This window comes from Streptomyces sp. MBT53, from assembly GCF_016654115.1.
Classification (GTDB): Bacteria; Actinomycetota; Actinomycetes; order Streptomycetales; family Streptomycetaceae; genus Streptomyces.
On record NZ_JAEQAZ010000009.1, the window covers coordinates 35,588 to 58,696 of the forward strand.

Annotated in this window: 18 protein-coding genes; 15 read left to right on the forward strand and 3 right to left on the reverse strand. The window is 71.0% G+C overall.

Translation table 11 applies throughout. From position 1 onward, the window contains the following. Positions 1–48: 48 nt before the first annotated feature. Positions 49–972: an NAD(P)-dependent oxidoreductase gene (locus JHN45_RS05445; protein WP_201048218.1), complete on the reverse strand. Its 924-nt coding sequence runs from the start codon at positions 970–972 to the stop codon at positions 49–51. 143 nt (positions 973–1,115) lie between these two features. On the opposite strand from JHN45_RS05445, the gene JHN45_RS05450 reads away from it, so the two are divergent. The 12 genes from JHN45_RS05450 to JHN45_RS05505 all read left to right on the forward strand — a co-directional run bounded on the left by JHN45_RS05450 (position 1,116) and on the right by JHN45_RS05505 (position 17,967). Beyond that, on the forward strand, positions 1,116–1,721 hold the full coding sequence (locus JHN45_RS05450) for a TetR/AcrR family transcriptional regulator (protein ID WP_201048219.1): 606 nt from the start codon (positions 1,116–1,118) through the stop codon (positions 1,719–1,721). Between the two features lie 157 nt (positions 1,722–1,878). After that, positions 1,879–2,874: a LacI family DNA-binding transcriptional regulator gene (locus JHN45_RS05455; RefSeq protein ID WP_201048220.1), complete on the forward strand. Its 996-nt coding sequence runs from the start codon at positions 1,879–1,881 to the stop codon at positions 2,872–2,874. Between the two features lie 368 nt (positions 2,875–3,242). Then, on the forward strand, positions 3,243–4,772 hold the full coding sequence (locus tag JHN45_RS05460) for an ABC transporter substrate-binding protein (RefSeq protein ID WP_201048221.1): 1,530 nt from the start codon (positions 3,243–3,245) through the stop codon (positions 4,770–4,772). 85 nt (positions 4,773–4,857) lie between these two features. Further along, positions 4,858–5,799, forward strand: coding sequence for an ABC transporter permease (locus tag JHN45_RS05465; RefSeq protein ID WP_201048222.1), 942 nt, complete (start codon positions 4,858–4,860; stop codon positions 5,797–5,799). Then, positions 5,796–7,634 carry a dipeptide/oligopeptide/nickel ABC transporter permease/ATP-binding protein gene (locus JHN45_RS05470; protein WP_201048223.1) on the forward strand — a complete coding sequence of 613 codons (1,839 nt, stop codon included), beginning with the start codon at positions 5,796–5,798 and terminating at the stop codon, positions 7,632–7,634. The genes JHN45_RS05465 and JHN45_RS05470 overlap by 4 nt, the downstream gene beginning before the upstream one ends. After that, positions 7,631–8,560 (forward strand): ATP-binding cassette domain-containing protein, encoded by a 930-nt coding sequence (locus JHN45_RS05475; protein ID WP_201048224.1) that lies wholly within the window; start codon positions 7,631–7,633, stop codon positions 8,558–8,560. The genes JHN45_RS05470 and JHN45_RS05475 overlap by 4 nt, the downstream gene beginning before the upstream one ends. Further along, positions 8,557–10,044 (forward strand): glycoside hydrolase family 43 protein, encoded by a 1,488-nt coding sequence (locus tag JHN45_RS05480; protein WP_201048225.1) that lies wholly within the window; start codon positions 8,557–8,559, stop codon positions 10,042–10,044. Before JHN45_RS05475 ends, JHN45_RS05480 begins: the two co-directional genes overlap by 4 nt. Before the next feature lie 59 nt (positions 10,045–10,103). Next, positions 10,104–12,266, forward strand: a complete 2,163-nt coding sequence (locus JHN45_RS05485) for a beta-galactosidase (protein ID WP_201048226.1) — start codon at positions 10,104–10,106, stop codon at positions 12,264–12,266. Then, positions 12,263–14,809, forward strand: coding sequence for a glycoside hydrolase family 3 C-terminal domain-containing protein (locus JHN45_RS05490; protein WP_201048227.1), 2,547 nt, complete (start codon positions 12,263–12,265; stop codon positions 14,807–14,809). The genes JHN45_RS05485 and JHN45_RS05490 overlap by 4 nt, the downstream gene beginning before the upstream one ends. Continuing rightward, positions 14,806–16,380, forward strand: coding sequence for a DUF4038 domain-containing protein (locus tag JHN45_RS05495; RefSeq protein ID WP_236583383.1), 1,575 nt, complete (start codon positions 14,806–14,808; stop codon positions 16,378–16,380). The genes JHN45_RS05490 and JHN45_RS05495 overlap by 4 nt, the downstream gene beginning before the upstream one ends. Before the next feature lie 122 nt (positions 16,381–16,502). Then, positions 16,503–17,423: a DUF5829 family protein gene (locus JHN45_RS05500; RefSeq protein WP_201048288.1), complete on the forward strand. Its 921-nt coding sequence runs from the start codon at positions 16,503–16,505 to the stop codon at positions 17,421–17,423. A 43-nt stretch (positions 17,424–17,466) separates the two neighbouring features. Further along, on the forward strand, positions 17,467–17,967 hold the full coding sequence (locus JHN45_RS05505; protein ID WP_201048228.1) for an N-acetyltransferase: 501 nt from the start codon (positions 17,467–17,469) through the stop codon (positions 17,965–17,967). Here JHN45_RS05505 and JHN45_RS05510 read toward each other — a convergent pair. Together JHN45_RS05510 and JHN45_RS05515 are read right to left on the reverse strand one after the other, a co-directional pair. Further along, on the reverse strand, positions 17,912–19,669 hold the full coding sequence (locus JHN45_RS05510; RefSeq protein WP_236583398.1) for an MFS transporter: 1,758 nt from the start codon (positions 19,667–19,669) through the stop codon (positions 17,912–17,914). The two genes, JHN45_RS05505 and JHN45_RS05510, sit on opposite strands and share 56 nt — an antisense overlap. 146 nt (positions 19,670–19,815) lie before the next feature. Continuing rightward, positions 19,816–20,265, reverse strand: a complete 450-nt coding sequence (locus JHN45_RS05515) for a MarR family winged helix-turn-helix transcriptional regulator (protein WP_201048229.1) — start codon at positions 20,263–20,265, stop codon at positions 19,816–19,818. A gap of 72 nt (positions 20,266–20,337) precedes the next feature. Here JHN45_RS05515 and JHN45_RS05520 point away from each other — a divergent pair, with 72 nt between their 5' ends. The 3 genes from JHN45_RS05520 (at position 20,338) to JHN45_RS05530 (ending at position 23,098) form a co-directional block, all read left to right on the forward strand. Further along, a complete protein-coding gene (locus JHN45_RS05520; RefSeq protein ID WP_201048230.1) occupies positions 20,338–21,225 on the forward strand; it encodes a PfkB family carbohydrate kinase in 888 nt (295 codons plus the stop codon). Positions 21,226–21,304: 79 nt separating this feature from the next. After that, positions 21,305–21,499: a hypothetical protein gene (locus JHN45_RS05525; RefSeq protein ID WP_201048231.1), complete on the forward strand. Its 195-nt coding sequence runs from the start codon at positions 21,305–21,307 to the stop codon at positions 21,497–21,499. Positions 21,500–21,631: 132 nt separating this feature from the next. Next, the gene (locus JHN45_RS05530) at positions 21,632–23,098 is read left to right on the forward strand and encodes an FAD-binding protein (RefSeq protein ID WP_201048232.1); all 1,467 of its coding nucleotides are present in this window, start codon (positions 21,632–21,634) and stop codon (positions 23,096–23,098) included. Positions 23,099–23,109 lie beyond the last annotated feature (11 nt).

Below are 23,109 nucleotides of genomic sequence, written 5' to 3' on the forward strand. Positions count from 1 at the left end.
CCGAACTCACACGGCCGTCCGGGTCGGATCCCGGGCGGCCACACGCGTTCACATGCCGTGCTGCGCAGGGGGAGTACGGGCGCCGGACGCTGCCGCACCCTCGGTCCTCGCCTCCAGCGCGCGCAGTACGGCCACCATGTCCTCGCCGCCGTGACCCCGTGCCACCGTCTCCTCGTAGAGGGCGTGGCAGACGTCGAGGAGCGGGGAGGCCAGCCCGGTCTTGCGGGCGGCCTCCGCGATCAGGCGATTGTTCTTCAGTACGTCGGTGGCCGCGGCCTGCACGGCGAAGTCGCGGGTCACCAGCTTGGGCGCCTTCACCCGGGAGACCGCACTGGCCATCGGCCCCGCGTCCAGCACCTCCCGCAGCAGGCGCTGGTCGAGCCCGTGCCGGTCGGCGAAGTGGAACGCCTCGGCGAGCCCGGTGACCAGCGTGATCAGGAACAGGTTCACCGAGAACTTCATCAGCAGGGCGCCCGGAACGGCACCGCAGGCGAACGTCTCCTGGCACACCGGCGCGAGCAGCGGTCGTACGGCCGCCACGGCATCTGCGTCCCCGGCCAGCATGCCGACCAACTGCCCCTGTTCCGCCGGGACTCGAGAGCCGGAGACCGGGGCCTCGACGTATCTCCCGCCCGCGCTGCGGATGTTGTCCTGGAGACTCCCCGAGTACTCGGCCGAGGTCGTGCCCATGTGGACGACGGTGTGTCCGGCGACCCGCGCGGCGAAGTCCGGGGTGCCGCGGCCCAGTACGGCGTCGACGGCAGTCTCGTCGGCCAGCATCAGGAACACGACGTCGTCGGCCCGCTCGAAGACCTCGGCGGGGCCCGCCGCGACCTCGGCCCCGGCGGCACGCAGGGGTTCCGACCGGCCGGGCGTGCGGTTCCACACCACGAGGGGTGTTCCGGCGCGGGCGAGGTTGAGCGCCATGGGCTGCCCCATGACCCCGAGGCCGACGAAACCCACGTACGTCACGATGCACCGCCGTTTCCGTCTCCCGGCGAGGCCGGACCGTCACCATCGCCGTTGTTTATGACGGCTGTCATAGTAGTTCACTCTATGACGGCGGTCATAGAGTGGAGTGCGGAGAGCCCGTGCGACGGTGACGGAGGTCGGAGATGGCGGCGGCGGAGGCGTCCCGGTACGGGGCGCGCGAGCGGATGGTCTTCAGTGCGGCGCAGCTCATCCGGCGCGACGGAGTCGCCGCCACCGGGATGCGCGAGGTCGCCGTCCACGCGCACGCGCCGCGTGGCTCGCTGCAGCACTACTTCCCGGGCGGCAAGGAGCAGTTGGTCAATGAGGCCGTCGGCTGGGGAGGGCGGTACGCGGGCAAGCGCGTCGACCGTTTTCTCGCCGCGCTGTCCGAGCCGACGCCGAGCGGGCTGTTCGGCGAGATGGTCCGCCAGTGGACCGACGAATACACGGCCGTCGGCTTCGCGGGCGGCTGTCCGGTGGCCGCCGCCACGGTGGACCGCGCGGAGACCAGTGCTGCCACGCGTGAAGCCGCTTCCGCGGCCTTCGCCACCTGGAGCGGTTCGGTCGCCCGCGCCCTCGCCGGGATGGGGGTGCCGGAGGAGCGGGCCGGTGCGCTGGCCACCCTCATGATCAGTGCCCTGGAGGGGGCGATTCTCCTGGCCCGCGCCGAGCGGGACGTCCGTGCTCTGACGGCCGTGGCCCGGGAACTCGGCCCTCTCCTCGACGCCGCTGTGCGCGAGGACGGCTGATCCCGAGACCCGGGGGCATCGTTCGTACCGCCAGTAACAGGCCATCCTGTCCGACACGTCGGACGTATGGCACCCTCACTGTTACGATTCAGTGACGCACGCCACCCCGGGCGGGCGCACGGCATCGGCATGTCCGAGATGTTCCCAGGAGGCTCCCATGGCGAGCAGGACCGGCCGCGTGACGGCGACCGACGTCGCCAAGGAAGCGGGAGTCTCGCAGACCACGGTCAGCTATGTGCTGAACGACGTCCCGCACCAGAAGATCTCCGAGCAGACCCGGCGCAAGGTTCTCGACGCGGTTGCGAAGCTGGGCTACAAACCGTCGGCCGCGGCCCGCGCCCTCCGCCTGGGCCGCAGCGACCTGGTCCTGATGTTCCTCCCGGACGTCCCCGTCGGCGGCACGATCACGGCCCTCGTCGAACTGCTCGGCGACGAGCTGGAGCGGCACGGCCTGAACCTCGTCACCCGACGCGAGCACCACTCCCCGCTCAAGTCGCTCTGGCAGGAACTCATGCCGGTGGCCGTGATGACGGCGTTCGAGGTCTCCGCCGAGGACGTGGCCGGTATGCGGGCGGCCGGCATCCACGTGGTCAGCGCAGGGATGGGCCCCGACGCCGCCCCGGGCGTGCTGACCATCCCCCAGACCCTCATCGGCGCGATGCAGGTGGACCGGCTGGCCGACACGGGGCATGTCCGCGTCGGCTACGCCGCTCCGGGGGATCCCCGGCTCCGCGACTTCCTGGCCCTGCGGCTCGAAGGCGCCCGAACCGCCTGCGCGGAGCGCGGACTTGAGCCGCCCGTGCTGCTGGACGTGCCCCTCGACATCGCGGCCGCCGCCGCCGCGGCCGAGCAGTGGCACTCGGCCGTCCCCGCCGTCACGGGAGTGTGCGCCTACAACGACGAGACGGCGTTCGCCCTCCTCGCGGGCATGCGCAGGGTGGGCCTGACCGCCCCCGGCGACCTGGCCGTGATCGGCGTCGACAACGACAAACTGGCGCCCTTCGCGATGCCGCCGCTGACGACGATCGACAACAACCTCGACGTCGTCGTGGGCCGTCTGGCCCGGATGATCGTCAGCGGCGTGACCGGCCGTGCGCTGCCGTCGTCGCCCCAGGTGACCCCGCTGAGCCTGGTCGTGCGCGAGTCGGCCTGACGGCCGTAGGTCCAACCTGACAACAGCCGTTCCGGCTCCGGGCGCGCGGTGACGCGACGCCCCGGCTTCGGGTGTGCGCTGACGCGACGCCCCGGTTAATTCCGGCTTTCCGGAAAACAGTGACGCACGGGTCTTGTGGCCCGCCGAGGGCTGGGCTTACGTTACGCATACGTTTCACTTGTACGTATCAGTGGCTGGTTCTCACCCACCGAAAACGGTGGCGAACACACCCCCTTCGGCCAGGGACGGCTGACCGCCAAGAACGGTCGAAGCCGCGTCAGGACCTGGTTCTCCCCTTACCTCCGAGGCTCTTGAGGGCGGCTCGACGCCTGATGCCGCCCGGTCATCCACTCACCAGCGGAGTACCCATGCGAAGAATCGCGCTGACGGCCGTATCCGCGGCCCTGATGTTGTCCGCGGCCGCGTGCGGCTCGGGTTCAGGTTCCGGTTCCGGCAAAGCGGCCACCGGCGGCACCCTGACCCTGGCCCCGCTCGTCGCGGCGCAGCCGTGGGACCTGGCCGACGCCGGACTCGGCAACAACGCGCAGTACTACCAGCCCGTATACGACTCGCTGTTCCGGCTGTCCCCGACGGCCGAGGTCGAACCCAACCTGGCGACCAAGTGGTCCTACGACGCGGCCCGCACGGTACTCACGCTGACCCTGCGCAGCGGCGTCAAGTTCACCGACGGCACCCCCCTGGACGCGACGGCGGTCAAGACCAACCTGCTGCACACCAAGGGCGGCACCAGCGAGGCGGCCGGCCAGCTGGCCAGCATCAGCGGTGTCGACGTCGTCAGCGCCACCGAGGTGAAGATCAGGCTCTCGGCACCCGATCCCTCGCTGGTCCCGAACCTCGGCAACGTGGCCGGCATGATCGCCAGCCCCAAGGCCATCGCCGCGGGCACGATCAAGAACACCCCGGTGGGTTCCGGCCCGTACACCCTGGACAACTCGGCCACCACGGCGGGCAGTACCTACACCTTCGTCCGCAACCAGGGGTACTGGAACAAGGCCGCCTTCCCCTTCGACAAGATCGTCCTCAAGCCGCTCACCGACCCGACCGCCGTGCTCAACGCGTTGCGTTCCGGTCAGGTCAACGGCGCGCTGCTGGCCAGCGCCAAGAGCATCGCCCCGGCGAAGAGCAGCGGACTGACCGTCACCAAGTTCACCTCCGGTGACGTCGAGGGTGTCTACATCTGGGACCGCGCCGGAAAGATCGTCAAGGCGCTCGGTGACGTCCGGGTCCGCCAGGCGCTCAACTACGCCTTCGACCGCGACACGATCGTCAAGACGGCGAAGCAGGGTCTCGGCAAGGCGACCACCCAGATCTTCAACCCCGCCGGTTCGGCCTTCGACAGCTCCCTGAACTCCAAGTACACCTACGACCCGGCCAAGGCCAAGCAGCTGCTCGCCGAGGCGGGCTACCCGCACGGCTTCTCGGTCACCGTCCCGGACGTGTCTTCGGTCTTCCCGGACCAACAGGCCGCCATGGTCCAGCAGTTGGAGGACATCGGGATCAAGGTCAAGGTCGACAAGATCCCCGTCACCCAGTTCATCAGCGCCCTCCTCGCCGGCAAGTACCCGCTGTCGTACATGACGCTGGCCTCCTTCCGCCCCTGGGACACCATCCAGATCGAGGTCGGCAAGAGCGCGCTGTGGAACCCGCTGCACACCGACGACCCCAAGGTCACCGACCTCATCACCAAGGCCCGCTCGGCGACCGGCGCCGCCCAGGAGGCCCTGTTCAAGCAGCTCAACACCTACCTCGTCGACCAGGCGTGGAACGCGCCCTGGGACTCCGTGGAGGCCGTCTACGCGACGACCAAGGGCGTCACCTTCACACCGCAGACGTTCGCCGCGGTGCCCCCGATCTACAACTTCAAGCCCGCCGGCTGACCAGGACGGCGGACCGGGCGGGCACCGATCCCGCCCGGCCGCCGACGCTCGACAACGGCCGAGGAAAGGCAAGGTGGAGAGACTGATGGTTGTTTTCTTGGTCCGGCGCATCGCCGCCGGGCTGGTCCTGGTCCTGGTGATCGCGACCACGACCTTCGCGCTGATGGGCCTCACCGGCTCCGATCCGGTGCGCCAGATCGTGGGACAGACCGCCACCCAGCAGCAGGTGACCGCGAAGTCCGCCGAACTCGGGCTCGACCAGCCCTTCGTGGTCCGCTACGGCCACTGGCTCGCCGACGCGGTGCACGGCAACCTCGGCAGCTCGTGGTTCAGCGGTGAGTCCGTGACGACCTCGCTGGAGAACAAGCTGCCGGTCACGCTGTCGATCGTGCTGGCGGCCCTGCTGCTGTCGGCGGTCCTGAGCACCGTCCTGGGAGTGGCCGCCGCGGTCCGCCGCGGAGCGCTGGACCAGGTGGTGCAGCTGCTCGCGGTCCTCGGCTTCGCCGTGCCCAGCTTCCTGGTCGCCCTGGTGTTCGCCGTGGTGATCGGAGTCGACCTCGGCTGGCTGCCCGCGACCGGCTACGTCCCGTTCGCCGACTCGGCGAGCGGCTGGCTGAAGTCGATCACCCTCCCCGCGCTGTCGCTCTCCGTCGGAGCGATCGCCGCCACCGCCCAACAGGTGCGCGGCTCCATGGTCGACGTCCTGCGCGCGGACTACGTACGGACCCTCCGCAGCCGTGGCATCAGCGAGCGCAGCCTGCTGTTCCGGCACGCGCTGCGCAACGCGGCCCCGGCCGCGCTGACCGTGCTGGCCCTGCAGTTCATCGGCCTGGTCGGCGGCGCTGTGGTCGTCGAGAAGGTCTTCGGCCTCAACGGCATCGGCAGCGAGGCGACGAGCGCCGGATCCCAGGGCGACACCCCGGTGGTCATGGGCGTCGTCGTGGTCATGGTCGCCCTCGTCGTGGTGGTCAACATCCTGATGGACCTCGCGTACGGCTGGCTCAACCCGAAGGTGCGTGTCGGATGACGCTGCCTCAGTCCGAAGAAACAGCGATCGCCCCGGCCGTCGCCGCACACGGAAGGGCGGGCCTCCTGCGCCGGCTCCTGCGCAGCCCGGTGGCCGTGACCTGCCTGGTCCTGCTCGCCGTCATCTCCCTGGCCAGCCTGTTCGCACCGCTCCTGACCAGCCAGGACCCGGCGCACACCTCGCTCACCGAGAGCCTGGCCCCCATGAGCGGCAAGCACCCCCTCGGCGGTGACGGCGTCGGCCGTGACGTCCTGGCCCGGCTGCTCTACGGCGGACGCACCAGCCTGCTGGGCGCTCTGCTCGCGGTGGTCGTCGCCCTGGTGATCGGCGTTCCCGCCGGTCTGGTGGCCGGCTACTACCGCAAGTGGTTCGACGCGGTGAGCAGTTGGCTGGCGAACCTGCTGATGGCCGTACCGGCGATCATCGTGCTGCTGGTCGTGATGTCCTCGGTGGGACAGAACACGTACATCGCCATGGCCGTCTTCGGTGTGCTGATGTCACCCGGCGTCTTCCGGCTGATCCGCGCCTCGGTGATCTCCGTGCGCGAGGAGCTGTACGTGGACGCCGCCCGGGTCTCCGGCCTGGCCGACCGTCGGATCATCCGCCGGCACATCCTGCCCGTCGTCCAGGCGCCGACCATCATCCAGGCCGCCCAGATGCTCGGCCTTGGCATCGTCATCCAGTCCGGTCTCGAGTTCCTCGGCCTGGGCTCGGCGAGCCAGGCGAGCTGGGGCTCCATGCTCAACGACGCCTTCGCCAACATCTACAACAAGCCGGAGCTGATGGTCTGGCCCGGAGCGGCGCTCGCGGTGACCGTCGCCGCGTTCGGCCTGCTGGGCAACGCCCTGCGGGACGCGCTGGACGGGACCGCGACGCGTGCGCGGAAGCCGCGCGGTGCGAGGCCCCGCAAGCCGGTGGTGGTGAAGCACTCCGAACCGCCCGAGGCGACGGACGCGCTGCTCGCCCTCGAAGGACTGACCGTCTCCTATCCGACGGCCGAGGGGGAGAAGACTGTCGTCGAGGGCGTCTCGCTCACGGTGCGAAGGGGCGAAGTCCTCGGCCTGGTGGGGGAGTCGGGCTCGGGCAAGAGCCAGACCGCCTTCGCCGTGCTGGGGCTCCTGCCCCCGGAGGCGAGCGTCTCCACCCGTCAACTGGTCTTCGACGGCAAGGAGTTGGGAAACCTCGGCCGCGCCGAGATGAACCGCTACCGGGGCCGCCGCATCGCCTACGTCCCGCAGGAGCCGATGTCCAACCTCGACCCCTCCTTCCGTATCGGCGCCCAACTGGTCGAACCGGTGCGCAGACACCTGAAGTTGTCGGCCGCCGAGGCGAAGGCGAAGACCCTCGCCCTGCTGGAACGTGTCGGGATCGCCGACCCCGAGCGGGTCTTCAACAGCTATCCCCACCAGATCTCCGGCGGTATGGCGCAGCGCGTCCTCATCGCCGGCGCGGTCTCCTGCGAACCGGACCTGCTGATCGCCGACGAGCCGACCACGGCACTGGACGTGACCGTGCAGGCCGAGGTGCTCGACCTGATCCGGTCCCTTCAACGCGAGCGGAACATGGGCGTGATCCTGGTGACCCACGACTTCGGTGTGGTGGCCGACATCTGCGACCGCGTGACGGTGATGCAGACCGGCACCGTCGTGGAGTCCGCCCCCGTACGGGAGTTGTTCGCCGGAGCCCGCCACCCGTACACGCGGATGCTCCTGGCCTCCACGCTGGAGGACGCGGAGCCGCGCTCCCCGCTCAGCCGCATCGTGCCGTCGAGCGTCGCGGGCGGCACGGATCCCGCAGTGATCACGAACTCCGTACATCAGGAGGGTCCGGCATGACCGCGACCATGAACGGGACACCGAGCAGGCAACTCCCGGCCGACGAACCCCTGTTGGCAGTCGACGACTTGGTCGTGGAGTACCCGTCGAAGGGATGGCGCAAGCCGCCGTTCCGCGTGCTCAAGGGAGTGTCGATCACCATCGGCGCGGGCGAGACCCTCGGACTGGTCGGCGAGTCGGGCTCCGGCAAGACCACCCTGGGCCGGGCCGTCCTCGGCCTTGCCCCCGTCACCTCCGGCACCGTCCACTACGCCGGCAAGGTCATCTCGGGCCTGGGCCCGAAGGAACGCCGGGCACTGAGCAGCGACATCCAGGTGGTGTTCCAGGACCCCTACACCTCCCTCAACCCGGCCATGACCGTCGACGACATCCTCAGCGAGCCGCTCCGCGTCGCGGGCACCCCTCGCGCCGAGGCCGAGAAGCGGGTGCGGGACCTGCTCGACCAGGTCCGGCTGCCCGCCGACGCGGGGGAGCGGCTGCCCCGGGAGTTCTCCGGCGGCCAGCGCCAACGCATCGCCATCGCACGGGCGTTGTCACGGGACCCGCGGGTCATCGTCTGCGACGAGCCGGTCAGCGCACTGGACCTGTCGACCCAGGCCCGGGTTCTCGACCTGTTTGTCGAGATCCAGGAACGCACCGGCGTCGCCTATCTCTTCGTGACCCACGACCTGTCCGTGGTCCGGCACATCAGCCACCGGGTCGCCGTCATGCGCGGCGGCGAGATCGTCGAGACCGGCGACGCGGCGACCGTCACGACCACACCCGAACACCCCTACACCCAGCGCCTGTTGCTCGCCGCGCCGGTGCCGGACCCGGCACGCCAGGCGGAGCGCCGGGCCGAACGGCAGCGCCTGGCGGCGGCCTTGGCGGCCGGCGCCTCCACGAGCACCCCCGCTATCGCCTCGACGTCGGGAGACCGAGCATGACCCTGCCCAACCCCATCGTCCCCGGCTTCCATCCGGACCCCAGCGTCACCCGCGTCGGCGACGACTACTACCTCGCCTGTTCCAGCTTCGAGTACCTCCCCGGCATACCGCTGTTCCACAGCCGCGACCTGGAGCACTGGGAGCCGATCGGCCATGTGGTCACCCGGCCGGGGCAGTTGGCGGTCGAGAAGGTCCCCACGCTCGGCGGTGCCTGGGCGCCCACCATCCGTTTCCACGACGGCCGTTTCTGGCTGGTCGTCACCGACGCGATGGGACGCGGCAGTCTCATCTTCACCGCCGACCGTGCCGAGGGCCCCTGGTCCGACGGCGTCGTCATGCAGGGAGCGCCCGGCATCGACCCGGACCTCGCCTGGGACGCCGACGGCACCTGCTACGTCACGTACTCGGGGCTCCAGCTCGACGGCGACCGCGCCGGTGAGCACCTGGGCGTCCAGCAGGTCCGGATGGACCTCGAAACCGGCCAAGCCCTCGAAGAACCACGGGCGTTGTGGTCCGGCACGGGCCTGATGTTCCCCGAGGCGCCGCACCTCTACGAGATCGACGGCACCTGGTACCTCCTGATCGCCGAGGGCGGCACCGAGCGCGGGCACTCCGTGAGCATCGCCCGCGGCCCCCGTCCCGACGGCCCCTTCGAGGGCTGCCCGGCCAATCCCGTGCTCAGCGCCCGCAGCACCGCCCGCAAGGTCCAGAACACCGGCCACGCCGACCTCGTACGCACTCCCGACGACGGCTGGGCCCTGATCCTGCTGGGGATGCGACCCGGCGGTCTGACCAGGGCCTTCTCGCCCATGGGCCGGGAGACGTTCGGCACCACGCTGGAATGGGTCGACGGCTGGCCCGTGGTCCAGCCGGTCGAACTGACCCCGTCCACCGGACCGGTTGAGCAGTCCGACACCTTCAGCGGTGCCCAACTCGGCCTGGAATGGCTCTCGATACGCACACCGGCCGCCGACTGGTCCTCGCTCACCGAGCGCCCGGGCCATCTCGTCATCCACGCCGACGGCTCCACCATGGACGACCCCCGGCCACGGTTCGTCGGCCGCCGCCAGCAGCACGAGTCGGCCGCCTTCACGGTCCGCGTGGACAGCGGCGAGGGCACCGGCGGACTGAGCCTGCGTATCGACGAACTCCACCACTACGACATCGAGGTGGGCGCCGGCCTCACCCGTGCCCGCGCCCGGGTGGGCGGACTCTCCCAGACCTGGGAGCAGCCGATTCCCCCGGGACCGGTGACCGTACGCATCGAGACCGAACCCGTCACCGGCATGGGCCTCGACGCCCTCGGCCCCGACGTGGTCCACCTGTCCGTCGACTCCGGCACCGGACCGGTCGAACTCGCGGCCCTCGACGGCCGCTACGTCTCCGCCGAGACCGCCGCGTCCTTCACGGGCCGAGTCGTCGGCATGTACGCCACCGAAGGCACGGTCGCCTTCGCGCAGTTCAGCTACCGGGGCGAGGACTGACACCTTCGTCCCGTCCAGAACCGGCCGACCGGTTCCTGACAGAAAGCCACCAGCACCGTATGGGCACCTCCTCCACACCCATGCTCTTCGGAGCCGCGTACTACACCGAGTACCAGCCGTACGAGAGACTCGCGCAGGACCTCGACCTGATGGCCGAGGCCGGGTTCAACGTCATCCGGGTCGGCGAGTCGGTCTGGTCGACCTGGGAACCCCGCGAGGGACAGTTCGAGTTGGACTGGCTGCAGCCCGTGCTCGACGCCGCCCACGACCGGCGTATCAAGGCGATCGTGGGCACCCCGACGTACGCCGTCCCGCCCTGGCTGCGCCGCAAGTACCCCGAAACGGCGGCCCGTTCACGCACCGGGGAACCCATCCCGTACGGCATGCGGCAGGACGCGGACTACTCGCACCCCGCCTTCCGGCACCTCGCCGAACGGCTCGTCCGCAAGGTCGTGGGCCGCTACGCCGACCACCCCGCCGTCATCGGCTGGCAGGTCGACAACGAGCCCGGACTCCGCCTCTTCCACAACGACTCGGTGTTCCAGGGTTTCCTCGACCACCTCCGCGACCGCTACGGCGACGTCGAGACCCTCAACCGCCGCTGGGGACTCACCTATTGGTCCCACCGCCTGACGGACTGGGCGGACCTGTGGACCCCCGACGGCAACACCACCCCGTCGTACGACCTCGCCTGGCGCCGCTACCAGGCCCGGCTGACGCAGGAGTACATCACCTGGCACGCCGAACTGGTCCGCGGCCTCGTCCCCGAGCACCACTTCATCACCACCTGCGTCGCCCTCGGCCAACAGGGCCTTGACATCTCCGCCATCGGCCGGCCCCTCGACATCGCCGGGGCCAACATCTACTACGCCACGCAGGACGGCCTGGCCCTGCCGGGCCCCGACGAGCCCACCGGCGCGCTGTACCCGTTCTTCGTCCCCTGGTCGGGGCCCGCCTGGCTCTCCCTCCAGAACGACCTCGCCCGAGGCATCCGCCAGGAACCCTTCCTCGTCATGGAGACCAACGCCACCTCCATCGGCGGTTCCGCCGACAACTTCCCCCTCTACCGGGGCCAGGCCCGCCAGGCCGTGTGGAACATGGTCGCGCGCGGCGCCCGAATGATCGAGTACTGGCACTGGCACTCCCTGCACTACGGCGCCGAGACCTACTGGGGCGGCATCCTCGGCCACAGCCTGGAACCCGGCCGGACGTACCAGGAACTCTCCGTCATCGCAGGGGAGTTGGAGCAGGCGGGCCCGACGATCGAGGGCCTGCGCCCCACCAGCGACGTGGCGATGCTGCTCTCCGCCGACAGCCGCTGGGCCATGGAGTTCATGGCACCGCTCCGGGGCGGCGCCCCCTCTTGGTTCGGCGACCCGCAGTCCTACGACCGGATCGTCGCCGCCTACTACCGGGGGCTGTTCGACGCCGGACTCTCCGTCGACATCGTTGCCCCGGAACAACTCCCCTCCAGCCCACAGGAGTTGGTGGACCGCTGGCCGGTGCTCGTCGTCCCGGCGCTGTACATCGCCGATGACACGACCCTCGATCTGCTGCGCCGGTACGCCGAAGCCGGCGGCCATCTCGTCCTCACTCCCCGCACCGGCTACGCCGACGAGGAGGCCGTCGCCCGGCACACGGTCATGCCCGGAGTGCTGCGCCCCGCCGCGGGCGCGCACTACCAGGAGTTCACCAATGTGCTGACCCCGGTCACGATCACCAAGGGCGAGGGCACGCCGAACGGCCCCGCCCTGCACGGGCAGGCCACCGCGTGGGCCGACGGGCTGATCCCGGACGGCGCGACCGTCCTCGCCGGGTACGACCATCCGCACCTGGGCGAGTTCGCCGCCGTCACCACCCACGAACACGGCGCCGGCCGGGTGACGTACGTCGGCACCGTCCCGGACCGCGAACTCTCGCACAGCCTCGCCGACTGGATCGCCGCGACCTCGCTCCCACCCGACGCCTGGCGTGCGGCCCGGCCGGCCTCCGTCACCTGCACCTCGGCCACCACCGCCGACGGCGCGACCCTGCGCTTCATCCACAACTGGGCCTGGGAGCCGGTCGATTACCGCCTCCCGGAAGACGTCCGCGACCTGCTCACCGGCGAACCCCTCGCCGCCGGAACCGCCCTCGGGCTCGGCCCCTGGGACGTCCGGATTCTCGTCGAGAGCGCGAGCGACACCCCCACCCGTCACACTTCACCGAGGAGGACGCCGTGACCCGGCAGCCCACCCCCACCGACGCCCCGCCCACGGCCGACGAGGCCGAGCTCGCCAGGCGCCTCGGCGCGCTCACCCTGGAGCAGAAGGTGCGGCTGCTGACCGGCGCGGACTTCTGGTCCCTCCACCCCGAACCCGCCGTAGGACTGCGGAGGTTGGTCGTCTCGGACGGCCCCGCCGGAGTCCGCGGCGAACTGTGGGACGAACGCAGCCCCTCCGTCAACGTGCCTTCACCCACCGCTCTCGCCGCCACCTGGGACGAGCAACTGGTCGAGGAACTCGGTGGGTTGCTCGCCCACGAGGCACGCGCGAAGGGCGTGGACGTCCTCCTCGCCCCCACCGTGAACCTGCACCGAACCCCTTACGGCGGACGGCACTTCGAGTGCTTCAGCGAGGACCCGCTGCTCACCTCCCGCATCGGCGTCGCCTATGTGAAGGGCGTGCAGGGCGGCGGCGTGGCGGCCACCGTCAAGCACTTCGTCGGCAACGACTCCGAGACCCAGCGGATGACGCTGGACGCCCGCATCGGCGAACGCGCCCTGCGGGAGCTGTACTTGACGCCCTTCGAGGCGATCGTCGCTGAGGGTCGCGTATGGGCGGTCATGGCCGCCTACAACGGGGTCAACGGACACCCGATGACCGAGAGCCCGCTGCTGCGTCAAGTCCTGCACGACGACTGGCACTTCGACGGTCTTGTGATGTCGGACTGGTTCGCCGCCCGCACCACCGAGCAGACCGCGCGCGCCGCGCTCGACCTGGTGATGCCCGGCCCGATCGGCCCGTGGGGCGACGCGCTGGTGGCCGCCGTACGCAAGGGCAAGGTCGACGAGACGCTCGTGGACGACAAGGTGCTGCGGCTGCTGCGCCTCGCAGCCCGGGTCGGCGCGCTGGACGGCATACCCGCCGACACCCGGCCGCCGGAGCAGGACACGGCATCGGTGGCGGCCCGGCTGCGCGAGACCGCCGCCGCCGGATTCGTGCTGGCCCGCAACGAGAACGCCGTACTGCCCCTGAACCGCGCGGTGTTGAAGAAGGTCGCCGTCCTCGGCCACAACGCCGCCGTCGCCCGGACCCTCGGCGGCGGCAGCGCCACCGTCTTCCCGCCGTACACCGTCTCCCCGCTCGACGGCATCCGCGCCGCCCTCGGCGACGGCGTCGAGGTCACCCACGGAATCGGCGTCACCCCGGGGACCCGCACACCCGTGGCGCCGCTGTCCCACCTCCGCCTCCCCGACGGCACCGGAGAGGGCACCGAGGTCCGCTTCCTCGCCGCGGACGGAACCCTCCTCGGCTCCGAACTCCGTGCCGGAGCCGCCTACACCTGGATGGGTTCCTACGGCCCCGGAGTACCCGTCGACCAGGTCGCCCGGGTGGAGGTGCGCACCGTCGTCCGCGCGACCGAGGCCGGCCGCTACGCGATCGGCGGCTCGGGCATCGGCCGCTTCCGGATGGCCGTCGCGGGGGCCGAGGCCTTCGACGTACGGCTCCAACTCCCGCCGGGCGCCGACCTGGTGGAGGGGCTGATGACCCCGCCCCAGCAGCTGCACACCGTGGAGCTGGCGGAGGGCGAGGAGACCGAGATCCTCCTCACCCACGACATCGACATCGACGCCGACACCGAGGCCGCCTCCGGCTCCACGGGCGAGGCCATCGGTGGCGCGGTCACCATGTTCCAGCTCAATCTGCAGCCCCCGCACGGCAGCGACGACGAGGAGATCGAGCGGGCCGTCGCACTCGCCCGCGATGCCGAGGTCGCCGTCGTCGTGGTCGGCACCACCGAGGAGGTTGAGAGCGAGGGCTTCGACCGCACGACCCTCGCCCTCCCCGGTCGGCAGGACGAACTCGTCCGCCGCGTCACCGAGGCCAACCCGCGCACCGTCGTGGTGGTCAACTCCGGGGCGCCGGTGCTGCTTCCGTGGGCCGACGACGTGGCGGCCGTGCTGCTCGCCTGGTTCCCCGGCCAGGAGTTCGGCAACGCGCTCGCCGACGTCCTGCTCGGCGAGGCGGAACCGGGCGGCCGGCTCCCGACGGTCTGGCCCGCCTCCGAGCATGGACTGCCCACCACTGATCCGTCCGACGGCGTCCTCATCTACGACGAGGGACTGTTCATCGGCCACCGGGGCGCCGGCCGTCCCGAATGGCAGCCGCCCCGCTACGACTTCGGCCACGGACTCGGCTACACCACCTGGGAGTACGTCTCGCTCGACGCCCCCGGTGAGGTGGAGCCCGGCGCCGACTTCACGGCGGAGGTGCGCATCCGCAACACCGGCGCGCGGCACGGCAAGGAGGTCGTGCAGATCTACGTCGGCCGCCCCGGAAGCGAGGTCGAACGTCCGGTCCGCTGGCTGGCCGGGTTCGCCGTGGTCGAGGCCGCGCCGGGCGAGGAGACCGTCGCGACGGTGACGGTGGACGCGCGGGCCCTGCGGCACTGGGACACCGGGACAGGCAGTTGGACGGTCGAGCCGGGCACCTTCCGCCTGGAAGCGGGACCATCCTCCACGCGCCTGCCCCTCACCACCGACATCACCGTCGACCCGTCATGAGCCGTGCACGACCGGAAGCGGACCCGGTGACCGCCCCGTGGCGGGGGACCGAGATCACCCTCACCGGGGTCCGCGACCACGCCAACCCCTACACGGACGTCGACGTATGGGCCGACTTCACCCACGAGTCCGGGACGGTCCTGCGCCGCCCGGCCTTCTGGGACGGCGGCCGGACCTGGAGGATCCGGTTCGCCTCCCCGGAGCCGGCCGGCCGCTGGACCTGGCGCAGCGACAGCAACTGCCTCACGGACGAAGGACTCTCCGGGCGGACCGGAACCCTCGACGTCCGCCCTGCCCCGGACGACGCCAACTCCTTCCACCGGCACGGCTTCTGGCGGATGTCACCCGGCGGACGCAGCCTGGTGCACGCCGACGGAACGCCCGCCTTGCTGGTGGCCGACACCGCCTGGGCCCTGCCCTGGCGGGCCACGGAAGAACAGGTGACGCAGTACGCAACTGACCGCCGGGCCAAGGGATTCAACGCGGCCCTGCTGATGAGCGTCCAGCCCGACATGGACGCGCGCGGCCCCCGCGACCGTACGGCCGACGAGGGGTTCGACGTCGGCTTCGAGGATCTGCCCACCGGGCACGTCAACGTCCTGAACCCCGAGTACTTCCAGTACCTCGACCGGCTCACCGGCATCCTCCGCGACCACGGGATCGTGCCCGTCCTCCAGCCGCTCTTCCACGGCTTCGGCTGGAAGGGCCAGCGGGTGGCGGGCCCGGTGGTCCCACCGCAGGAGTACGCCCGCTACTGCCGCTATCTCGTCGCCCGCTACGGCGCCGCCCCCACCGTCTACCTGGTCGGCGCCGACGGCGAGGGCGGCGAACCGCAGATCGCGGCGGGCGGCGCGGAGATCGGCCGCTGGGACGGCTACGGCCAGCCCTGCGGCATCCACTACCGGCCGCACTCCGCCAACCGCGCCCACCAGAACGAGACTTGGCTGCACTTCCAGTGGTGCCAGACCGGCCACATGGGCGGACACGTCCAGGAGCGGGTCGCCGACATGTGGCGCAACACCCCGCCCAAAGCGGTCGCGAACGGCGAGCCGACGTACGAGAACACCGGCCGCCCAGGGCGTGCAGCGGGCTGGTGGCAGGGGCACGAGGCCTGGAGCAACCTCTGCGCCGGCGGCACGATGGGCGTCGTGTACGGCGCGGCGAGCCTGTGGCAGTGGCGATTGCACGCCGACGAACCAGGCCACGAGACGTACTTCCTCGCCGAGGACGCGGGCTGGCGCGAGGCACTCGACTTCGAGGGCTCGCACCACGTCGGCCGCATCTCCCACATCCTCGACGGCCTCCCGCTCACGGACATGCGCCCGGACTGGCACTCCACCCTGGCACCCCGGGGCCTGTCCGTCCCCGGCGAGCTGTACGTCTGCTACGCGGAGGAGGGCGGCCCGCTGATGATCACCGACCCGGAGAACGTCCCGCTTCCCTACCGCGTCGTAGATCCGCGTACCGGCGCCACCGTACGGGAGGGCGTACGCGCCACGGCCGGGGATCCCGTGCCCGACGAGGGAGGGGCACCGAGGGTGTACATCTGCCATGCCCCGAGGGGGAGTTGATCCATGGGGAGAGGCTGCTGTGCGGCCCGTGTGTCAAGCATTTCGACCTCGTTCACAACGTACGGCAGCCGTCCCCTCGCCGCCCTACGATCGCGCGCATGCTGATGCGTCGGACATTTCGGTTGATCATCGTGCTCGCCATGGCCCTGGCCGGAGCGATCGGAGGTGGTGTGGGAACGGCACAGGCCGAAGGCGGCCGGTCCTCGTACGATCGGCAGCTGCTGTTCTACAACCACTCCTACGGCGTCTTCGACCGGGAGACCGCCGACGCCATCGAACACTCCGACTACCTGCGGGACTTCGCCAACTTCCAGGTCCGCACCACGACAGGCACCGGCGGACAGACCTGGACCGGCCGCTACCTGATGGGCCGCGAGACCTACCTGGAACTGTTCGGCGTCGGTGACGTCGCCGGCCAGGACGGCACTCTCGGCTCCGCCGGGCTGGGCCTGTCGACCGAGCGCGCGGGCGACCTGGCGACGGTCACCGCGCGGCTGAAGGACGAAGGGGTCGCCGACCCGATCGAGTTCCTCCAGACCCGGGACTTCGGTGACGGTGTCCCCGTGCCGTGGTTCGACGCCATCCTCACCACCACCGAGTACGACGCCTTCGACGCGTGGGGGATGGAGTACCGGCCGGAGTACTTCGCCGACCCCCGCGGCAACACCGAACCGCCGCGCTATCCCGGTGACGTGGGCCGGGAGCGCTACCTCTCCGACGACTACCGCACCCACCTCATGCGTGACGTGACCTCCGTCCGCATCGCGGTCACCGAGGGCGATCTCGCCGACACCGTGCCGCTTCTGCGGGCCGGCGGGTTCACCGTCCGGACCGTGGCGGGCGGTGGCGTCGTCGCGAAGGGCGGCGGCACCACGATCCGCCTCGACGTCGTACCGCGCGCGAACGCGGGCATGCAGCAGGTCGACATGTCGCTCAACAGGCCCGTGAAGGACCGGCAGGTGGAGCGGATCGGCAATTCGACCCTGACCGTCGGCCCCGGCAGCCGGGCCGTGTGGACGTTCGCCCACAACGGCACTCAATAGGGGCCCGGACGGGGCCCGGCCCGTGCCGTGTGATGCTGACGGCATGACTGCTGAGGACCAGATCTCCGTCGTCCGCCGGCCGGCCGGAGATCTCTCCGCCGAGGACGGCACGGCCGCGCTGCTGACGGCCTACCACCTGCGCACGGAGGCCGAGAAGGGCCGTGCCGTCGCCGATGCGGACGGCCTGCCGGACCGCTACCGCGCGGAGATCTCGGACCCGCGGACCGCCTTCGCCGACGACGTGGTGCTGCTGGCGCTGAGCGGGAGCACCCCGGTGGGCTGTCTGGTGGTGACAGCCCCCGCCGACGGACGGTCGGAGATCAAGAGGCTCTGGACGGACCCGGCATTCCGGGGCCGGGGCATCGCGTCGGCCCTGCTCCGTGCCGCACTCGCACATGCTGCCGAAAGCGACGCGGGCACCGTGCGGCTGTCGGTGTGGAAATGGCGGACCAGTGCCATCGCCCTGTACGAACGGTTCGGCTTCACGGTCACCGAGTCCTGGGACGATCGCGATCAACTGGTGTGCATGGAGCGCGCCGTGTGAGTGCTCCCCGCCCACAACTCGGCTTCCACGACGTCCCGTTCGGCCCCGCCTGCGTGGCCTCGGGTGTCTCGGCGGGGGCGGGCGGCAGACCGGCCGGAGCCGGTTCGGGGCAGGGTTCGGACTGGTGGCCGCCGCGCAGGGCCGAGGCGATCGCGGAGACCAGGGCCATGCCCGCCGCCACGCCGAAGACGATGGTCAGGCCGTGGTGGAACGGGCCGGAGACCAGCCGGGGGAAGAAGGAGTGGCCCGTCAGGACCGCACGCTGGGCCGCCGAGAGCTGGTCGAGGACACCGTTGGACGCGAGCAGATGCTGAATGGGGTTGTTGCCGAGGAACGTGGCGAACAGCGTGCTCACCGGCGGCAGCGACGCGGCCTGCTCGGCGGCACCGGCCGGAACGCCGTGTGCCTGGAGTCCCGTGCTCAGCGTGCCGGGCAGCGAGGACGCGAGCCCGGAGACCATCAGGGAGAAGAACACGCCGATGGACAGGGCGGTGCCCGAGTTCTGGAAGGTGGAGCGCATGCCCGAGGCGACACCCCGGTACTCGCTCGGCACGCTGCCCATGATGGAGGACGTGTTGGGCGCGGAGAACATGCCCTGCCCCAGCCCGTTGAGCAGCAGCAGCGCCGCGAACATCCCGTAGTCGAAGTCGATGGGCAACGCGAGCAGACCGACGAAGGAGAGTGCCACGACGACCAGACCGACCGTCGAGAACATCCGGGCGCCGAACCGGTCCGACAGATACCCGGACACGGGCCCGGCGACGAGGAACCCGACCGTGAGCGGCAGCATGAAGATGCCCGCCCACAGCGGGGTGTCCTCGTAGTCGTAGCCGTGCAAAGGCAGCCAGATGCCCTGGAGCCAGATGATCAGCATGAACTGCAGCCCGCCGCGCGCGATCGCCGTCAGCAGCGCGGCCAGGTTGCCCGCCGCGAAGGCACGCACCTTGAACAGGGCCAGGTTGAACATCGGTTCGGCGATGTGTGTCTCGATGTAGCAGAAGACCAGGAGCAGTACGACGCCGCCGATCAGACCGCTGAGGACCCACGGGTTCCCCCAGCCGGTGGCGCTGCCGCCGTAGGGCTGGATGCCGTAGGTGATGCCCGCGAGGAGGATTCCGGCGCCGGTCGCGAAGGTGAGGTTGCCGAGCCAGTCGATGCGGCCGGGGCGGCCCGCCGAGGTCTCGCGCAGGCTCAGGTACGACCAGATCGTGCCGGTGATGCTGATCGGGACGCTCACCCAGAACACCGCGCGCCAGTCGACGACGGCCAGCAGACCGCCGGCGAGCAGGCCGAGGAACTGTCCGGCGAGGGCGGTGATCTGGTTGACGCCGAGCGCCATTCCGCGCTGTCGGGCGGGGAACGCGTCGGTGAGGATGGCGGCCGAGTTGGCGGTGAGCATCGAGCCGCCGAAGGCCTGCACGATGCGCCACAGGATCAGCCACATCGCGCCCGCCCCCGCGCGGAACGGGTCCAGGGACAGCGCGACGGACGCGCACGCGAAGATCAGGAAGCCGATGTTGTAGATCTTCACCCGGCCGAACATGTCACCGAGCCGGCCGAGCACGACGACCAGCACCGCCGAGACCAGCAGATAGCCCAGGATCATCCACAGCAGATAGCCGATGTTGCCCGGCGCGAGCGGATCGAGGCCGATGCCCCGGAAGATCGCGGGCAGCGAGATGATCACGATGGAGGCGTCCATCGTGGCGATGAGCACCCCGAGCGTGGTGTTCGACAGCGCGATCCATTTGTAGTTGGGCCCCGGGGGAGTGTCCTTACGACGCCCGGAGCGCACGGCGCTCGACAAGGACGGCCGAGCACCGTCGCCGGGTATGTGCCCTGTCCCGCTCACAGTCGCTCCGCCAGTCGGTCGAGGAGGGGCAGGGCCGACGCGAGGGTCGCGCGCTCCTCCGCGGTGAACTCGTCGAGGACGGCCCCGAGCCGGTGCACCGACGCGGAGCGCCGCTCCGCCAGCACGGCGTGTCCCTCGTCCGTGATCTCCAGAATGCTGCGCCGCCCGTCCGCCGGATCGGGGCTACGGCGGACCAGCCCGCGCTGTTCCAGCAGCGCGAGCGTGCTCGCCATGGCCTGGGGGCGGACCCGCTCCGCCTCGGCGAGGGACGTCGGCGACTCGGCGCCGTCACGGGCGAGCCGGGCCAGGACCGAGACTCCGGAGAGCGACACATCACCCACGGCGTGCGCCTGGCGCAGTCGCCGCGTCACCCGCCCCACCGCGAGCCGCAGCTCGGACGCGAGCCGGGCGGTGTCGTTCGTGTCGTGCGGACTGTCCACCTTCATGGGTACTAACACTAGATTTATCAGCCTGGACTGCTCAACCAATTGTTAGTAAATCGAGCGAGGAGGTCACCGGTGGAGAGAGGACGCCCCGCAGGACTGTTCGTCGGGCTGTGCACCCTGGACGTCATCCAACTCGTGGACCACGCCCCGGGCCCCAACGAGAAACTCACCGCCCGGGACCAGGTGGTCGCCGCGGGCGGCCCGGCGGCGAACGCGGCCGTGACGTTCGCCCACCTCGGCGGTACGGCCACGCTGCTGACGGCGATCGGCCGCCACCCGCTGGGAGCCGGGGCGGCCGCCGACCTGAACACGCTGGGCGTGACCGTGCGCGACCTGACGGCCGACTCGCCCCGACCGCCCGCCGTCTCCACCGTGCTCGTGACCGCGGCCACAGGGGAACGCGCCGTCGCCTCGACCAACGCGACGGCACACCGGCTCGCCCCGCCCGACGACCTCGACGCGCTGGTGGCGGCCTGCGACCTCGTAGAGTTCGACGGCCATCACATGGAACTCGCCGTCGCCGCGGCCCGTTCGGCGCGTGCCGTCGGCCGCAAAACCCTTCTCGACGGCGGCAGTTGGAAGCCCGGCACGGAGGAGCTGCTGCCGCTGCTCGACATCGCCGTCTGCTCGGCCGACTTCCATCCGCCCGGCACCCGCACACCGACGGACACGCTGCGCTTCCTGCGGGAGCACGGGGTCGGCCGGTCGGCGGTCAGCAGGGGAGCCGAGCCCATCCTGTGGGCGGGCCCCGACGGCGAGGGCACGGTCGAGGTGCCCAAGGTCCGGGTCGCGGACACCCTGGGCGCGGGCGACGTGCTGCACGGGGCCCTCGCCCATCACCTCGCACTCCAGGACCGCCTGACCTCGGAGGGCTTAGCCGACGCGCTGCGCACGGCGGCCGTCGTGGCCTCACGGGCGACCGGCTCGTTCGGGACGCGCGCATGGATGCGCGAGGGGTGACCCGGCCGACGCGCCAGGGCCTGAGAAGATCATCAGGAACGTACGCGTCACCGGGCCGTACGAACCAGGGGTGGGAAACATGATCATTGTGCTGCTGCTCGGCATCCTCGTGCTCGTCGTCGGCGGGTGCGCCTGTGTGGTGTGGGCCGAGCGCGGCGGGCCCCGTTGGGCGCGTGTCGTGGCGACCGTGACGCTCACCGCGAGCGAACTGCTGCGCAGCTCCGACAAGAAGCGCCGACGGGGCCTGAACCCGAGCAGCCAGGACGACGACTAGCAGGACGGGCCGTCGCGGCACGTGCCGAACCGGTCGGGGAACGCGCCGCGACGGAACCCGGTTCCGAACCCCCAACGTGCCTAGACTGAGCCGTCGTTGATCGTTTCACCCGGACGGTCTCAGGAGGACCACATGCCTCGCACCCCGACCCGACGCACCGCTCTGCGCGGCCTGGCCGTCGCCTCGGCCGCGGTCATCGGCTTCGACCCCTTCACCCGGAGCTGGGCGGTGACCGACTCCGGCCGACCGCTCAGCGGCATCCCGCACCTGGACGGGACGCTCCACACCGACGACGCCTCGCTCACCGCCGACGCAGACGACTTCGGGCACATCGTGCACCGCAGACCGGCCGCGGTGCTCCGCCCCGGCTCCGTGCGGGACATCGTCGCGATGGTGCGGTTCTGCAATCTGCATGGCCTTCGCGTGGCGCCGCGCGGGCAGGGCCACGGCACGAACGGACAGGCACAGGTCGAGGGCGGTCTCATCATCGAGACCGAGCCGCTCTCCACCATCGGGCCTGTACGGACGGGCAGTTCACGCGTCACCGTCGGGGCGGGCGCGAAGTGGAGCGACGTCGCCAAGGCCACCCTCGCCCACGGTCTGACCCCGCCCGTCTTCACCGACTACCTCGAACTCTCCGTCGGCGGCACCCTGTCCGTCGGCGGCCTGGGCGGCCAGACCCACCGGCACGGCGCACAGGTCGACAACGTCCTGGAGCTCGAAGTCGTCACCGGCGCGGGCGAGTTGCTCCGCTGTTCCCCCACCCGGCACCCCGGCCTGTTCCACGCCGTGCTCGCCGGACTCGGGCAGTGCGCCGTGATCGTCGGCGCCACCCTGCGCCTGGTGCGTGCCCCGGAGACCGTACGGCACTACCTCCTGCCCTACGCCGACCTGGAGACCTTCCTCGACGACCAGCGACTCCTCGCCACCGAGGGCCGTTTCGCCTACGTCGAGGGCCAGGTGAGCGCGGACACCGCCGGTGCCTTCAACCAGTTCACCATCGAGGCCGTCGCCTACGGACCGCCGGTGGGGGACACCCCGGACGACACCACGCTCCTGAAGGGGCTGCGCCACACCGCGTCCGGCGTCCAGATCACCGACCTCGGCTACTACGACTTCCTCGACCGGCTCGCCCCCTCCGTCGCCGCCCTGAAGGCAGCGGGCCTGTGGGCCTACGCCCACCCCTGGCTCAACCTGCTGCTCCCCGGCCGCAGGGCCGCCGACCTCGCCACCACCCTCCTCGACGCGCTCACCCCTGCCGACCTGGGACCGGGCGTCGTACTCCTCTACCCGCTGCTGCGCGACCGCCTCCACACCCCGCTGCTGCGGACGCCCGACGACCCGGTGCCGTACCTCTTCGCCGTCCTGCGCACCACCCCGCCCGAGGACACGGCCACGGTGCAGCGGCTGCTGAACGCCAACCGGTCCGCCTACGACACCGTCGGCGCGGCCGGCGGGACGCAGTACCCGGTCGGCTCGATCCCCTTCCGACACGCCGACTGGAAACAGCATTTCGGCCCGGTCTGGGACCGGTTCGCCGAGGCCAGGAGGACGTACGACCCGAAGGGGATCCTGGTACCGGGGCAGGGCATCTTCTGATCGCCGCTGCC

Coding starts and splice junctions, on each gene's coding strand:
- JHN45_RS05450 (WP_201048219.1), top strand. CDS start 1,116: ATGGCGGCGGCGGAGGCGTCCCGGTACGGGGCGCGCGAGCGGATGGTC.
- JHN45_RS05455 (WP_201048220.1), top strand. CDS start 1,879: ATGGCGAGCAGGACCGGCCGCGTGACGGCGACCGACGTCGCCAAGGAA.
- JHN45_RS05460 (WP_201048221.1), top strand. CDS start 3,243: ATGCGAAGAATCGCGCTGACGGCCGTATCCGCGGCCCTGATGTTGTCC.
- JHN45_RS05465 (WP_201048222.1), top strand. CDS start 4,858: ATGGTTGTTTTCTTGGTCCGGCGCATCGCCGCCGGGCTGGTCCTGGTC.
- JHN45_RS05470 (WP_201048223.1), top strand. CDS start 5,796: ATGACGCTGCCTCAGTCCGAAGAAACAGCGATCGCCCCGGCCGTCGCC.
- JHN45_RS05475 (WP_201048224.1), top strand. CDS start 7,631: ATGACCGCGACCATGAACGGGACACCGAGCAGGCAACTCCCGGCCGAC.
- JHN45_RS05480 (WP_201048225.1), top strand. CDS start 8,557: ATGACCCTGCCCAACCCCATCGTCCCCGGCTTCCATCCGGACCCCAGC.
- JHN45_RS05485 (WP_201048226.1), top strand. CDS start 10,104: ATGGGCACCTCCTCCACACCCATGCTCTTCGGAGCCGCGTACTACACC.
- JHN45_RS05495 (WP_236583383.1), top strand. CDS start 14,806: ATGAGCCGTGCACGACCGGAAGCGGACCCGGTGACCGCCCCGTGGCGG.
- JHN45_RS05505 (WP_201048228.1), top strand. CDS start 17,467: ATGACTGCTGAGGACCAGATCTCCGTCGTCCGCCGGCCGGCCGGAGAT.
- JHN45_RS05510 (WP_236583398.1), bottom strand. CDS start 19,669: ATGGACGCCTCCATCGTGATCATCTCGCTGCCCGCGATCTTCCGGGGC.
- JHN45_RS05515 (WP_201048229.1), bottom strand. CDS start 20,265: ATGAAGGTGGACAGTCCGCACGACACGAACGACACCGCCCGGCTCGCG.
- JHN45_RS05525 (WP_201048231.1), top strand. CDS start 21,305: ATGATCATTGTGCTGCTGCTCGGCATCCTCGTGCTCGTCGTCGGCGGG.
- JHN45_RS05530 (WP_201048232.1), top strand. CDS start 21,632: ATGCCTCGCACCCCGACCCGACGCACCGCTCTGCGCGGCCTGGCCGTC.